The sequence below is a fragment of the Pseudomonas sp. NPDC096950 genome (assembly GCF_044762525.1).
GTDB lineage: Bacteria > Pseudomonadota > Gammaproteobacteria > Pseudomonadales > Pseudomonadaceae > Aquipseudomonas.
The window spans coordinates 830,247-843,206 of record NZ_JBIWEL010000001.1 but is presented as its reverse complement, the minus strand read 5'-3'; the positions used below and the strand labels follow the sequence as shown (position 1 = coordinate 843,206).

The 12,960-nt window shown below is 60.6% G+C and carries 11 protein-coding genes; 7 read left to right on the top strand and 4 right to left on the bottom strand.

All coding sequences use genetic code 11. From position 1 onward, the window contains the following. Positions 1–41 precede the first annotated feature (41 nt). Both ACIQY3_RS04055 and ACIQY3_RS04050 read left to right on the top strand, forming a co-directional pair. Positions 42–1,889 carry an amidohydrolase gene (locus ACIQY3_RS04055; protein WP_403017654.1) on the top strand — a complete coding sequence of 616 codons (1,848 nt, stop codon included), beginning with the start codon at positions 42–44 and terminating at the stop codon, positions 1,887–1,889. Positions 1,890–2,156: 267 nt separating this feature from the next. Further along, positions 2,157–3,875: a hydrogenase maturation protein gene (locus ACIQY3_RS04050; RefSeq protein ID WP_403017490.1), complete on the top strand. Its 1,719-nt coding sequence runs from the start codon at positions 2,157–2,159 to the stop codon at positions 3,873–3,875. A 114-nt stretch (positions 3,876–3,989) separates the two neighbouring features. On the opposite strand, the gene ACIQY3_RS04045 is transcribed toward ACIQY3_RS04050, so the two are convergent. Continuing rightward, on the bottom strand, positions 3,990–6,620 hold the full coding sequence (locus tag ACIQY3_RS04045; RefSeq protein WP_403017488.1) for an MGH1-like glycoside hydrolase domain-containing protein: 2,631 nt from the start codon (positions 6,618–6,620) through the stop codon (positions 3,990–3,992). Between the two features lie 303 nt (positions 6,621–6,923). On the opposite strand from ACIQY3_RS04045, the gene ACIQY3_RS04040 reads away from it, so the two are divergent. From ACIQY3_RS04040 to ACIQY3_RS04030, 3 genes are all read left to right on the top strand, one after another. Then, on the top strand, positions 6,924–7,787 hold the full coding sequence (locus ACIQY3_RS04040; RefSeq protein ID WP_403017486.1) for a LysR family transcriptional regulator: 864 nt from the start codon (positions 6,924–6,926) through the stop codon (positions 7,785–7,787). Between the two features lie 117 nt (positions 7,788–7,904). Beyond that, complete coding sequence (locus ACIQY3_RS04035; RefSeq protein ID WP_403017484.1) at positions 7,905–9,050, top strand: SRPBCC family protein; 1,146 nt, start codon at positions 7,905–7,907, stop codon at positions 9,048–9,050. A 59-nt stretch (positions 9,051–9,109) separates the two neighbouring features. Continuing rightward, entirely contained in the window at positions 9,110–10,126 is a 1,017-nt protein-coding gene (locus ACIQY3_RS04030; protein WP_403017652.1) for an SMP-30/gluconolactonase/LRE family protein, read from the top strand. A 30-nt stretch (positions 10,127–10,156) separates the two neighbouring features. Here ACIQY3_RS04030 and ACIQY3_RS04025 read toward each other — a convergent pair whose 3' ends face one another. Continuing rightward, positions 10,157–10,330, bottom strand: coding sequence for a hypothetical protein (locus ACIQY3_RS04025; protein ID WP_403017482.1), 174 nt, complete (start codon positions 10,328–10,330; stop codon positions 10,157–10,159). 102 nt (positions 10,331–10,432) lie between these two features. Beyond that, on the bottom strand, positions 10,433–10,675 hold the full coding sequence (locus ACIQY3_RS04020; protein ID WP_213938125.1) for a DUF465 domain-containing protein: 243 nt from the start codon (positions 10,673–10,675) through the stop codon (positions 10,433–10,435). Positions 10,676–10,892: 217 nt separating this feature from the next. Between ACIQY3_RS04020 and ACIQY3_RS04015 the strand changes: the two genes are divergently transcribed. After that, on the top strand, positions 10,893–11,414 hold the full coding sequence (locus ACIQY3_RS04015; protein ID WP_403017480.1) for a DUF4142 domain-containing protein: 522 nt from the start codon (positions 10,893–10,895) through the stop codon (positions 11,412–11,414). A gap of 120 nt (positions 11,415–11,534) precedes the next feature. Here ACIQY3_RS04015 and ACIQY3_RS04010 read toward each other — a convergent pair whose 3' ends face one another. Beyond that, complete coding sequence (locus tag ACIQY3_RS04010) at positions 11,535–11,783, bottom strand: hypothetical protein (RefSeq protein ID WP_403017478.1); 249 nt, start codon at positions 11,781–11,783, stop codon at positions 11,535–11,537. A gap of 324 nt (positions 11,784–12,107) precedes the next feature. Here ACIQY3_RS04010 and ACIQY3_RS04005 point away from each other — a divergent pair, with 324 nt between their 5' ends. Continuing rightward, a complete protein-coding gene (locus ACIQY3_RS04005; RefSeq protein WP_403017476.1) occupies positions 12,108–12,959 on the top strand; it encodes an STAS domain-containing protein in 852 nt (283 codons plus the stop codon). Position 12,960 lies beyond the last annotated feature (1 nt).

The following is a 12,960-nucleotide window of genomic DNA, read 5'->3' as shown; positions in this document are numbered from 1 at the left end:
TCGGTGCCTGGGTCAGCCCACTTTTCGCAGGGAGTAAAACCATGCTCGATGCCCCGGCCGATCTGATTCTGTACAACGGACGCTTGCACACCGTTGACCGCAAGAAGCCCCAGGCCAGTGCGGTGGCGATCAAGGATGGCCGCTTCGTGGTGGTCGGCAGCGATGCCCAGGCCATGGCGTTGCAAGGCCCCGGCACGCAGATCATCGACCTGCACGGCCGCACGGTGATCCCCGGCCTCAACGACTCGCACCTGCACCTGATTCGCGGCGGCCTGAATTACAACCTCGAACTGCGCTGGGAAGGCGTGCCGTCACTGGTCGATGCCTTGCGCATGCTCAAGGATCAGGCTGACCGCACGCCCACGCCACAATGGGTCCGGGTAGTAGGTGGCTGGAACGAATTCCAGTTCGCCGAAAAACGTCTGCCCACGATTGAAGAATTGAACAAAGCGGCACCGGATACACCGGTATTTGTCCTGCACCTCTACGACCGTGCCCTGCTCAACCGCGCCGCGCTGAAAGTGGTTGGCTACACCCGCGATACGCCGAACCCGCCGGGTGGCGAGATCGTTCGCGACGCGAATGGCGACCCGACCGGCATGCTGATTGCGCGCCCGAACGCGATGATTCTCTACTCGACGTTGGCCAAAGGGCCGAAGTTGCCGCTGGAATATCAGGTCAACTCGACCCGCCAATTCATGCGCGAACTCAATCGCCTCGGCCTGACCAGCGCCATCGATGCCGGCGGCGGCTATCAGAATTACCCGGACGACTACCAAGTCATCCAGCAACTGGCCAAAGACCAGCAACTCACGGTGCGCATCGCCTACAACCTGTTCACCCAAAAACCGAAGGAAGAGCTGACCGATTTCAAGAACTGGACCAACACCTCCCACTACGGCCAGGGCGACGACTTCCTGCGGCATAACGGTGCCGGGGAAATGCTGGTGTTTTCGGCGGCGGACTTCGAAGACTTCCTCGAACCACGCCCGGACTTGCCGCAAACCATGGAGCAGGAACTGGAACCGGTGGTGCGTCACCTCGTCGAACAACGTTGGCCGTTCCGTTTGCACGCGACCTACAACGAATCCATCAGCCGCATGCTCGACGTGTTCGAGAAGGTCAATCGCGACATTCCATTCGATGGCCTGCCGTGGTTTTTCGACCACGCCGAAACCATCACCCCGCAGAACATCGAACGGGTCAAAGCCTTGGGCGGCGGCATTGCGATTCAGGATCGCATGGCGTTCCAGGGTGAATACTTCGTCGATCGCTACGGCGCCAAAGCCGCCGAACATACGCCACCGATCGCGCGCATGCTGGCCGAAGGCATCCCGGTCGGTGCCGGCACCGATGCCACGCGGGTGTCCAGTTATAACCCGTGGACCTCGATGTACTGGCTGGTCAGCGGCCGCACCGTTGGCGGCCTGGAGCTGTACCCGCAAGGCCTGAGTCGCGACACGGCGCTGGAACTGTTCACCCACGGCAGCGCCTGGTTCTCGTCAGAGCAAGGCAAGAAAGGCCAGATCAAGGTCGGGCAACTGGCGGATTTGATTGCGCTGTCGGCGGATTACTTTCACATCGAGGACGAAGCGATCAAGTGGATCGAATCGGTGCTGACCATCGTCGATGGCAAGATTGTCTATGGCAGCGTCGAGTTCGAAAAACTCTCACCGCCGCCGATCCCGGTCGTACCTGAATGGTCGCCCGTGACCAAGGTGCCGGGGCACTGGCAACCGTTGGCGCCGCTGACGGCGCAGGTTCACCAGTGTGTCGGGGCGTGTGCGGTGCATGCCCACAGCCACCAACGGGCGCGAATGTCCTCGGCGCCGGTCAGTGACTTCCAGGGATTCTGGGGCGCGTTTGGCTGCTCCTGTTTCGCGTTCTAACCAACACAGACAATCCCCCCCTGTGGGAGCGGGCTTGCTCGCGAAAGCGGTGTATCAGTCGACATTGACGTTGACTGACACGACGCCTTCGCGAGCAAGCCCGCGCCCACACAAGCCCGCTCCCACATTGGGGTCGTGGTGTTTGCCACAAGCTTGATCCCCGTCACTAGCCCACCTTTCCGTAGTGACTACCATCGCGCTTCCATCGAAAGCCAGGGACGGCTCATTGGGAGCCCGCGGCTGACCATTCTCAAGGAAGAGGCACTCATGCGTTCACTCAAGATCATTCTGCTGTCATCCGCCTTCAACGGCCTGACCCAACGGGCCTGGCTGGCATTGCGCGAGGCCGGGCACTCACCCAGCGTGGTGCTGTTTACCGACGAAGACGCCGTGCGCGAACAGATCGAACACTCCGGCGCCGACCTGGTGATTTGCCCGTTCCTCAAGGACCGGGTGCCGCAACAACTGTGGAGCAATCCCCGGCTACCAGTGGTGATCATCCATCCGGGCATCGTCGGCGATCGCGGCGCCAGCGCCCTGGACTGGGCGATCACCCATGAGCGGGAGCGTTGGGGCGTCACCGCGTTGCAAGCGGTGGAGGAAATGGACGCCGGTCCGGTCTGGGCCACCTGCGAATTCAACCTGCCCCAGGGCCTGCGCAAATCCGAGCTGTACAACGGGCGGGTCAGCGATGCGGCGATTCGTTGCATCCGCGAAGTGGTGGAAAAATTCATCGCCGGTTTCGTGCCGGTGCCGGTGGATTACCGCCAACATCAGGTGCTGGGACGCTTGCAGCCGAACATGAAACAGATCGACCGCGCGTTCAGCTGGCACGACTGCTCGCGCTTTATCAAACGCAGCATCGACGCGGCCGACGGTCAGCCGGGGGTGTTGGCCAGCCTGTCGGGCGGTCAGTACTACGTGTATGACGCCCATCTGGACGCGCGCAGCGGTACGCCGGGGGAGATTCTGGCGGTACACGACGACGCGGTGTTGGTGGCGACCGGGGATCACAGTGTGTGGATCGGTTCGCTGCGGCGCAAACCGTTGCCCGGCGAAGAAACCTTCAAGCGTCCGGCGCGACATGTGCTCGCCCAACAGTTGCGCGAAGTGCCGACCCTCGATTGGTCGATCGCCTCGAACCCGTTCAACACCGAAGCCTATCAACCCATCCGTTATCGCGAATCCGGGCAGGTCGGCGAGTTGACGTTCGAGTTCTACAACGGCGCCATGAGCACCGAGCAGTGCCAGCGACTGGTGGAAGCTCTGCGCTGGGCCAAGGCGCGGGACACGAAGGTGCTGTTGATCAAGGGCGGACGCGGCAGTTTTTCCAATGGCGTACACCTGAATGTGATTCAAGCCGCCGAGATGCCGGGGCTGGAAGCCTGGGCGAATATTCAAGCCATCGATGACGTCTGCGAAGAACTGCTCACTGCTCGACAACTGGTGATCAGCGGCTTGACCGGCAGCGCCGGGGCTGGCGGTGTGATGCTGGCGCTGGCCGCCGACATCGTCTTCGCCCGTGCCGAAATCGTCCTTAACCCACACTACAAAACCATGGGCCTGTACGGCTCCGAATACTGGACCTACAGCCTGCCCCGCGCGGTGGGCCAGGCCATGGCGGAAAAACTCACGGAAGAATGCCTGCCGGTCAGCGCGACCCAGGCGTTGCAACTGGGCATGGTCCAGGAGATTGGTCCGCGTTGCCCGGATGAGTTTGGTTTGTGGTTGTTGCAGCGGGCCAACGGCGCGTTGAGTGACCCGGCGTATGCGGCAATTCGGGAGCGCAAGGGGCGTTGCGATACGCAACTGATGCAGCATTGCCGGAATGCAGAATTGGAGGAGATGCATCTGGACATGGTGCAGAACCGCAAACAGTTTGCGCAGAAGTGCCGGAATTTTGTGTTGAAGCGCAAGGCGTGTGGGACGCCGGAGCGGTTGGTGGCGGTGTGGGCGCGGGTTCGGGAGGTTGATTTGGCGGGGTGATTTTCGCTGCCCTTTAGGGCCTCTTCGCGAGCAAGCCCGCTCCCACAGGGGACTGTTGAACGCCGCAGATCCAATGTGGGAGCGGGCTTGCTCGCGAAGAACGATAACGCGGTCTCAAGGCTGCAACAAAAGCGCTACTAAAGCCGTCCACCCGGTCTGATGACTCGCTCCCAACCCACGCCCGGTCTCGCCATGAAAGTACTCATGGAACAGCACCAGATCCCGACTCGCCGGGTCGGCCTGCAACTGCGCATAGCCCGCCATCGATGGCCGATTACCCTCTTCATCCCGCAAAAACAGCTTGGTCAGGCGCTGGCTCAAGCTGTCCGCGACCTCTTCCAGTGACGCCAGAAACCCCGAGCCCGTCGGGTATTCCACCGAGAAGTTCTGATCGTAATACCGGTGAAACTCGCGCAAGGATTCAATCAGCATGTAGTTGATCGGCATCCACACCGGCCCGCGCCAGTTGGAGTTGCCGCCGTACAGCCGCGACTCGGATTCCGCCGGTTCGTAATGGGCGCACAGGCTGTCGCCGTTGATGCGGATGCCGAAGGGTTGTTCGGCGAAGGCCTTGGACAAGGAGCGAATGCCGAAGGTTGACAGAAACTCGCTCTCATCGAGCATGCGCTTGAGCAAGTCCTTGGTGCGTTCGCCCCGCAACAACGCCAGCAACATGCGATTGCCTTCGCCGGGTTCGGTCCAGCGCGACACCAGGCTGGCCAGGTCCGGGCGATGGCGCATAAACCCGAGCAAACGCTCGCGCAAACCGGGCAGGCCTTCGTGCTCGTGCTGCTCCAACACCTGCACCGCAAACAGCGGCATCAGCCCGACAATCGAGCGCAAACGCAGGGGTTCGTTGACGCCGTCGGGACGGTGCAGCACGTCGTAGAAAAACTGATCCTGCTCGTCCCACAAGCCTTCGGCGTCGGAGTCGATTTTATTGATCGCCCCGGCGATGTAGAGGAAGTGTTCGAAGAACTTCACCGCGATATCGACATACACGCTGTTGCGTTTGGCCAGTTCCAGGGCGATGCGCATCAGGTCCAAGGCATACGCGGCGACCCACGCCGTGCCGTCGGCCTGATCCAGTTGATAGCCGGGCGGCAACAACGCCGAGCGGTCGAACAGGGCGATGTTGTCCAGCCCGAGAAAACCGCCCTGGAACAGGTTGCGGCCCTCGGCGTCCTTGCGGTTGACCCACCAGGAAAAGTTCAGCAGCAGTTTGTGGAAAATCCGTTCGAGGAAGTCCATGTCCCCTGCCCCGGTCAGCACCTTGTCCTGCTGATACACGCGCCAACAGGCCCAGGCATGCACCGGCGGGTTGGCATCGTCGAAACGCCATTCGTAGGCCGGCAACTGGCCGTTGGGGTGCATGAAGCGGTCTTTGACCAGCAGCAACAATTGGTGCTTGGCGAACCCCGGATCGATCAGCGCATACGCCACCGCTTGAAAGCCCAGATCCCACGAGGCGTACCACGGGTATTCCCAGGTGTCGGGCATGGAGACGATGTCGAAATTCGACAGGTGCCGCCAATGGGTATTGCGAATGTGCGTGCGCTCGGGGGGCGGCGCGGGTTGTGCCGGATCGCCGTCGAGCCACTGATTGACGTCGAAATAGTAGAGCTGTTTCGACCAGAGCAACCCGGCCAGGGCCTGGCGCTGAACATTGCGCGCATCGGCGTCTTTGATGTCGGCTTGCAGCGCTGCGTAGAAACCATCGGCTTCGGCCCGGCGACGTTCGAACAACGTCCGGGCGTTGACCTGCGGCGAACCGGCCGGGGCAAAGCGCAGGAACACGCTGCGGGTTTGGCCGGGGTCGAAGGTCAGTACGAACTGCGCGGCGACCTTGGTTCCGTGGTCGTGGCGTATCGCGTCGGTAGCGCCATTGACCACGTAATCATTGATCCCGTCCTTGAACGGCCCCTGCGTCGGCACACCGTCGAGCTTGGGGAAGTTGCTCTGATTTTCGCAGAACAGCCATTCGCAATCGGCTTCGCCCCACGCAGTGGCTTGTCGATCCGTCAGTTGCGGATGACGGGCCAGGACTTGATGGTCGTCGAGTGTCAGGCTTGGCTTTTCCGCGTCGGCGACCCAGCTCCAGGTGTTGCGCGCCCACAGGTGCGGCAACACGCGCAGGCGCGCGGGTTGATCGGCGCGGTTGTGCACGGTGACGCGCATGAAGATATCGTCAGCGGTGTGCTTGGCGTATTCCACCGTCACATCGAAATAGCGGTTGTCGTCGAACACGCCGGTGTCGAGGATTTCGTATTCGGTCTCCGCCAGGCCGCGGCGGGCATTTTCGCGCACCAGATCGGTGTAAGGGAATTCGCCCTGCGGGTATTTGTAGAGCATGCGCATATAGGCATGGCTCGGTACGCCATCGACGAAGAAATACAGTTCCTTGACGTCTTCGCCGTGATTGCCTTCGCTGTTGTTCAGGCCGAACAGGCGCTCCTTGAGAATCGGGTCGCGCTCGTTCCACAAACCCAGGCCCAGGCACCAGTGCTGGGCCTTGTCGGAAAACCCGGCGAGGCCATCCTCGCCCCAGCGATAGGCGCGGCTGCGCGCATGTTCATGGGGGAAATAGCGCCAGGCATCGCCGTCGCGGCTGTAATCCTCGCGCACCGTGCCCCACTGGCGCTCGCTCAAGTAAGGCCCCCACTCGCGCCAGTCCTGGGCCTCGCTGCCGACCAACCGCTGGCCTTCAGGGGTGTCGAGGATGTTGCCTGTGGGTTTTGCCGGCATGGGGTGGTCCGTTGGGGCGGGAGACGGTTGCAGTGTAGTGCGCACGGTCCGGGAAGAATGTGAAAACTCTGACACCTTGAACCGTGCGCGAGGACTTACTCTGACTGATTGACCACCACTGCCCCCCCCTGTGGGAGCGAGCCTGCTCGCGAAAGCAATTTCACATTCAACATTATTGCTGACTGACCCACCGCATTCGCGAGCAGGCTCGCTCCCACAGGGATTTGCAGTGCTGCATAAGCCCCTCTCGCCACAAGGGATAGCGGCTCTTACAATGCGGGCACCTCCAGCCTCGGCCACCCCATGGACATCGACCTCGCCCGCACCTTCCTGGAAATCGTCCGCCACGGCAGCCTCGCCGCCGCTGCGGAAAAACTCCACGTAACCCAAACCGCGATCACCGCCCGGGTGCAGAAACTCGAAAGCCAGTTGGGCAGCACGTTGTTCGTGCGCAACCGCGCCGGCGCGCGCCTGACGCCGAACGGCGAGGCCTTTGTGGTCTACGCCAATCAACTGGTGCAAACCTGGGAAGCCGCGCGCCGCGACTTGCCGCTGCCCGAAGGCTATCGCGACGTGTTGCACATCGGCGGCGAAGTCAGCCTGTGCAATCCACTGATGCTCAGTTGGGCCGCCGAGCTGCGGGAGAAGATCCCCAGCCACGCCCTGCGCATGGAAATCCGCGACGGCGAAAACCTGCTGCGCCAATTGGAGCTGGGCGTGCTCGACGCCGCGCTGGTCTACCAGCCCGAATACTGGCCGCGCCTGCAAGTCGAGCAAGTGCTGGAAGAAAAACTGATCCTCGTACGCCTGGCCGGCCAGCCCGACCCATACGTGTACATCGACTGGGGCCCGGACTTCCGCCGCCAGCACGACGCGGCCCTGCCGGAAAAAGCCAAGGCTGCCCTGAGTTTCAACCTCGGCCCACTAGCGTTGCAGTACCTGCTGGAGCACGGCGGCAGCGGTTACTTCCGCACGCGGGTGGTGCAGAGTTATCTCGAAAGCGGGGTGCTCGAAGCCGTGCCCAAAGCCCCGGAATTCAGCTACCCGACCTACCTGGTTTACTCCCGCGACCGTGATTCGGCGACCCTGCAACAGGCGTTCGACCTGCTGCGCGAAGTGATCAAGACCGACGATGACTGGTCCCAGCGCTGGAACCCGCTGGGCTGAGCGCATCGAAAGGCAACTTTTACACCGGAGCATGGCGTTTGTGCCCTCAAGCTTCGTCGAGCCTGATCGGCGGGATCGGCTAATCTGCTGTGATAACAATAATCACAGGTGATTGCAGTGAGGCAGACCACCCAGGCATTTCGCACCCGTTACCGTGCCGACATCCATCGGCTCTACAACCCGTGGCTGCACGGCGCGTTTGTGCTGCTGTTCGGCATTGTCGCCATCGGCGGCTTCTGGCGCACCGTGCAGCAAGTCCAGCCGCTGGAATGGCTGGCGGTGCCGCTGACGCTGTTGTTCTTCAACTTCGGCGTGTACGTAGTGCATCGGCATCTCGGGCATCACAAAAAGAGCTTCGCGCGGATGTTCTACGCCCGGCATGCCGGCGACCATCACAGCTTTTTTGCCCCCGGCCACATGACCTACGACAGCGCCCGGGACTGGCGGGTGATTCTGTTTCCGGCCTGGCTGATTGTGCTGCACACCGTGGTCATCACCCTGCCCCTCTGGTGGCTGTTTTCCCAGGTCAACGCCAACGTCGCCGGGCTGTTCGGTGGCTGCATGGTCCTGGGTTACCTGACCTATGAAGTGTTTCACGCCTGCGAGCACTTGCCGCCACGCAACCCGATTACCCGCTTGCCGTGGATCCGTCAGATGCGGCACCTGCATGAGCTGCATCACCGCCGCGAGCTGATGCAGGAGCGCAACTTCAACATCGTGTTTCCACTGATGGATTACCTGTTCGGCACCCTCTATTGGGAACCGGAGCAAGCCAACCCGCACCCGACGAGAACGCCCATGACCCGCATGCAACACCAGATCGAGATTGCCGGAAACCCGATTGCCGTGCTCGCGTACGCCAGCACCGTGACCCGTTGGCCGGAGTGGCATCCGTCGTCGCTCAAGGTCGATGGCCAGGCGGGCCCGTTGCATGCCGGGTCGCGTTTTGAGGAAGACATTCGCGCGGGCGGGCGTGAAGGTCATTTGAGCTGGGAGGTCGAGGAGTATTTGCCGGGGCGGCGCTGGAGCGCCCAGGCCCGAGGCGATCATGGTTTGTCGCTGGTGGTGACTTACGAATGCGAGGCATCCGGAGACGGCACGCGGTTTGTCCGCACCCTGGACTATCAGTTCAACGGCGTGGGCATGCGCATCGCCAATCTACTGTTGCTCAAACGACGGATCGAACACGAATCGGCGGCGTCGATGCTCGCATTGCGCGACATGGCGCAACAGCACCTCGCCCCCGCAGGAGTAAGCGCGTGAGAGCAGTCTTCAGGATTCTGTTGCTGCTGATCATCGTAATAGCTGCCTTTTTGCTGCTGATGCCGAACAAGGTGCAACCGGTGGCCTGGACACCCCCAGCGGCGCCGTCCCTGACCAGCGGCGTGTATGCCGAGAATCAACGGCTCAAGGACGTGGGGCGTATCGGTTCTTCGGACATCGACGGGCCCGAAGCGTTGCTGTTGGAAAACGATATGTTGATCACCGGCCTGCATGACGGTCGGGTGATTCGTAGCAGCCTCGACGGCAACGTCAGGACCGTGCTGACCGATACGGGTGGCCGGCCTTTGGGGATGGCCCGGCATCCCAACGGGTTGCTGGTGATCGCAGACGGGCTCAAGGGCTTGCTGTCCCTCGATGCCCAGGGTCGCGTCATTCCATTGACCACGGAGGCGAATGGCGTGCCGTTCGGGTTTACCGATGACGTGGTCATCGACAAGCCCGGGCACTATGCGTACTTCAGCGATGCATCGAGTCGCTGGGGCTACGGCAAGGATGGCGAGGCGATTATCGAGCACGGGGGCGACGGTCGTTTGCTGCGTTATGACTTCCAGACCGGCAAGACTGCCCTGTTGCTGGACAAACTGGAGTTCGCCAACGGTGTGACCCTGGGGCCGGACGACGCGTTTGTGCTGGTCAATGAAACCGGGGCCTACCGCATCAGCCGCTATTGGCTGACCGGGCCGAAAGCCGGGACCCACGACATCTTCATCGATAACTTGCCGGGGCTGCCGGACAACCTGGCGTTCAATGGCCGCGACCGATTCTGGGTGGCGCTGTACTCGCCGCGCAACGCATTGCTTGATGCCACGGCGCAGCATCCGTTCGTACGCAAAATGATCGTGCGGGCGCTGAGCGTACTGCCCAAACCCGTGGAGAAACGGGCGTTCGCGCTGGGCCTGGATCTGGACGGCAAGGTGATTGCCAACCTGCAGGATGCCAGCAGCGGAAATTACTCGCCCATCACCACCGTGCGCGAGTATGGGGACTGGTTGTATTTCGGCTCGCTGAAAGAGCAGCACATGGTGCGCCTGCCGCTCACCAAAGCCCTGCACTAAACCTGCACTAAGCCCGCTCCCACAGGGGATTTATGTGTTTTGGCTGTCGGGGTTTGCAGGTTTTACGTTGTCTTCCGGCAATTCATTGATACCCGGCTTGGTCTTCGGGCGCTCGGTAATGTGCTGCGGGCTCAAGGGCTCGGGACGCGTCGGGATCGGGTCATACCCGCCCTGCTCTTCGCTTGGAAATTTCGGATCTGTCATGGAAGGCACCTCTCAGCGAGTCATGGGTTGTTGAGACTCTGTACTTTCGAGGTGCCGGTCGTTGTCGCCGTTCCAATTAATCAGTCACCGGTCGTCGGTGACTCAGGAAGACGCCTGGAGTTGTTTGACGATCTTGTCCTTGACCAGCAGTCGCTGTTCCTTGAGCTTTTTCAGGGCGTCATCGCTGGGGGCATCCGTCTTGGCGGTTTCAGCCTTGACCACCTCGGCATCCGCTTGCGAATACTTGTTGATCAGTGAATCCAGTAATGGATCCTTGGTGCGTTTTTGCTGGATATCTTCCTTTGATACTTTCAGGTCCTGATAAAGGTCGTGTGGCACCGGCATGGAACACCTCCGTTTGTTGATCGGCAGCAAACGCGATCAATTGCGTTCACCAACTATCAGAATGGCCTCGGTTACCCGGTTCTGTCGACCTCCTGTCAGACCAGCGGTGTCCGTTCGTCGTCGTTTTGCATTTGCGATCAAACCTTTGGTCAAGCGCCGGCCTCCATTGAATAACGATCACCTCGATCGCTTATAAAACCCGTGTGGAGAATAACCAATGGACGGATTCACCCTGCGCCACCTCGCCCTCGCCGTAGCCTTGAGCACCAGCCTGGGCACCGCGTTTGCGGCCACTTCCAATGACTTTGTCGACAAAGCAGCCGCTGGCGGCATCGCTGAAGTCGAAACCAGCAAACTGGCCGTGGAAAAAAGCTCATCGGCGGACATTAAATCCTTCGCCAACATGATGATCACCGACCACACCAAGGCCAACGATGAACTGGCGGCACTGGCGAAAAAGCATGACATCGAGGTGCCGGACAGTACGAGCCTGGTAAATCAGGCCAAGGCGAAAATCCTCGACCTGCGCGATGAATCCTTCGATGCGGCCTATGCCAACAATCAGGTCAAGGCCCACGAAGACACCATCGCCCTGTTCAAAAAAGAAGCCGACACGGTGACCGACGACAAAAAACCCGGCGCCACCGAGCTGAAAGGCTTTGCACAGAAAATGCTGCCGGCGCTGCAAAAGCACCTGGAAGCGGCGAAAGAACTGCAAGCGAAGCACCCAAGCAAATAGCCTGCACCACCAATCCCCTGTGGGAGCGAGCCTGCTCGCGAAAGCGGTATGTCAGCCACATTCATGTCGAATGTGCCGCCGTATTCGCGAGCAGGCTCGCTCCCACAGTTGTTTTAGGTACTAGCCCCCATCTGTATCGATATCAGCGTCCGTTTCATCGCTGGGCGCGGGCCGGTCAGGGTGCGGTTTAAAACCGGGGCTGAACTCGTTGTCATTATCAGTGTGGACATTTTTCTGGTCGACAGCAGTATTGGCGCTGTCCGGTTCAGGAGTCTGACTGTCGCCTTCTCCCGGCGTCTGCGGGTCGATCGCCGGGTCATTGCGATTGACTGCCTGGTCCTGCTGCTGGCTCATTGAGTCGTCTTTCATAAACACCTCATTCGTCACTGTTCAAGCGCGGCTGAAACAGTCGGGCCTTGAAGATTCGAAGCCATCCCCGCCCCAACGTTCAATCCCATGAAACGTAGGCGCTGCCGAAGGCTGCGATCTTTTGATCTTCGGCGACGGATAAATCGTTGAGGATCAAGATCAAGGTCAAAAGATCGCAGCCTTCGGCAGCGCCTACTAGAGTTGTGCCCTAAGGATGAAAATATCCTGCCGTCAGCGAACAACTATTTCGCACGGCAAATGTCACTGATTTGCGCCGATCAATTTTCACGGTATCGGCCTATCACTTTCAGGGAGTCAAGGCACATGGCGGCACTGCAACGCAACACACTCGATGCGATCAAAAATAACCAGACGCAACTGCTCGCCGGATGGACGAACAGCCTCGAGGCCAGTGGTGCTACGCGTAACATCAAGGAACTCGACCTCAAGCAACAGACGTCGGATTTCCTTCACCTGATCATTTCCGGGCTGGAACAAGGCAACAGCCAGAACATCGCCGCACCGGGCTGGGACGAAATTCGCCAGTTCCTTGAAAAGCTGTCCCAAAGCCGTGCTCAACTGGGCCAGGACTCGCAGCAAACCGCCAGTTTCATCTTCGCCCTGAAAGGCCCGGTATTTACCCTGCTGCAGGCGCACTACCGCGACGATCCTGCGCAATTGGCCGAACAACTCTGGGAAATCTCCGAGCTGCTCGACGCCCTGGGCATGCACACCATCCGCACGTTCCAGAAGTCCCGCGAAGCGGTGATCAAGCGCCAGCAGGAAGAACTGCTGGAACTGTCGACCCCGGTGGTCAAGCTCTGGGATGGTGTGCTGGCGCTGCCGATGATCGGCACCCTCGACTCGCAACGCACCCAAGTGGTGATGGAATCGCTGCTGCAACGGATCGTCGACACTGGTTCCGAAATCGCCATTATCGACATCACCGGCGTGCCGACCGTCGATACCCTGGTGGCGCAACACTTGCTCAAAACCGTGACGGCGATTCGCCTGATGGGCGCCGATTGCATCATCAGCGGCGTGCGTCCGCAGATCGCCCAGACCATCGTGCACTTGGGCCTGGACCTGCAAGGCGTGGTCACCAAGGCCAACCTGGCCGATGCCCTGAAACTGGCCCTGACCCGCTTGGGAATCAGCGTCAACAAGGCGGTATAAG

Excerpts from the sequence above, each read along its gene's own strand:
- ACIQY3_RS04055 (WP_403017654.1), top strand. The coding sequence starts at position 42 with ATGCTCGATGCCCCGGCCGATCTGATTCTGTACAACGGACGCTTGCAC.
- ACIQY3_RS04050 (WP_403017490.1), top strand. The coding sequence starts at position 2,157 with ATGCGTTCACTCAAGATCATTCTGCTGTCATCCGCCTTCAACGGCCTG.
- ACIQY3_RS04045 (WP_403017488.1), bottom strand. The coding sequence starts at position 6,620 with ATGCCGGCAAAACCCACAGGCAACATCCTCGACACCCCTGAAGGCCAG.
- ACIQY3_RS04040 (WP_403017486.1), top strand. The coding sequence starts at position 6,924 with ATGGACATCGACCTCGCCCGCACCTTCCTGGAAATCGTCCGCCACGGC.
- ACIQY3_RS04030 (WP_403017652.1), top strand. The coding sequence starts at position 9,110 with ATGCCGAACAAGGTGCAACCGGTGGCCTGGACACCCCCAGCGGCGCCG.
- ACIQY3_RS04025 (WP_403017482.1), bottom strand. The coding sequence starts at position 10,330 with ATGACAGATCCGAAATTTCCAAGCGAAGAGCAGGGCGGGTATGACCCG.
- ACIQY3_RS04020 (WP_213938125.1), bottom strand. The coding sequence starts at position 10,675 with ATGCCGGTGCCACACGACCTTTATCAGGACCTGAAAGTATCAAAGGAA.
- ACIQY3_RS04015 (WP_403017480.1), top strand. The coding sequence starts at position 10,893 with ATGGACGGATTCACCCTGCGCCACCTCGCCCTCGCCGTAGCCTTGAGC.
- ACIQY3_RS04010 (WP_403017478.1), bottom strand. The coding sequence starts at position 11,783 with ATGAAAGACGACTCAATGAGCCAGCAGCAGGACCAGGCAGTCAATCGC.
- ACIQY3_RS04005 (WP_403017476.1), top strand. The coding sequence starts at position 12,108 with ATGGCGGCACTGCAACGCAACACACTCGATGCGATCAAAAATAACCAG.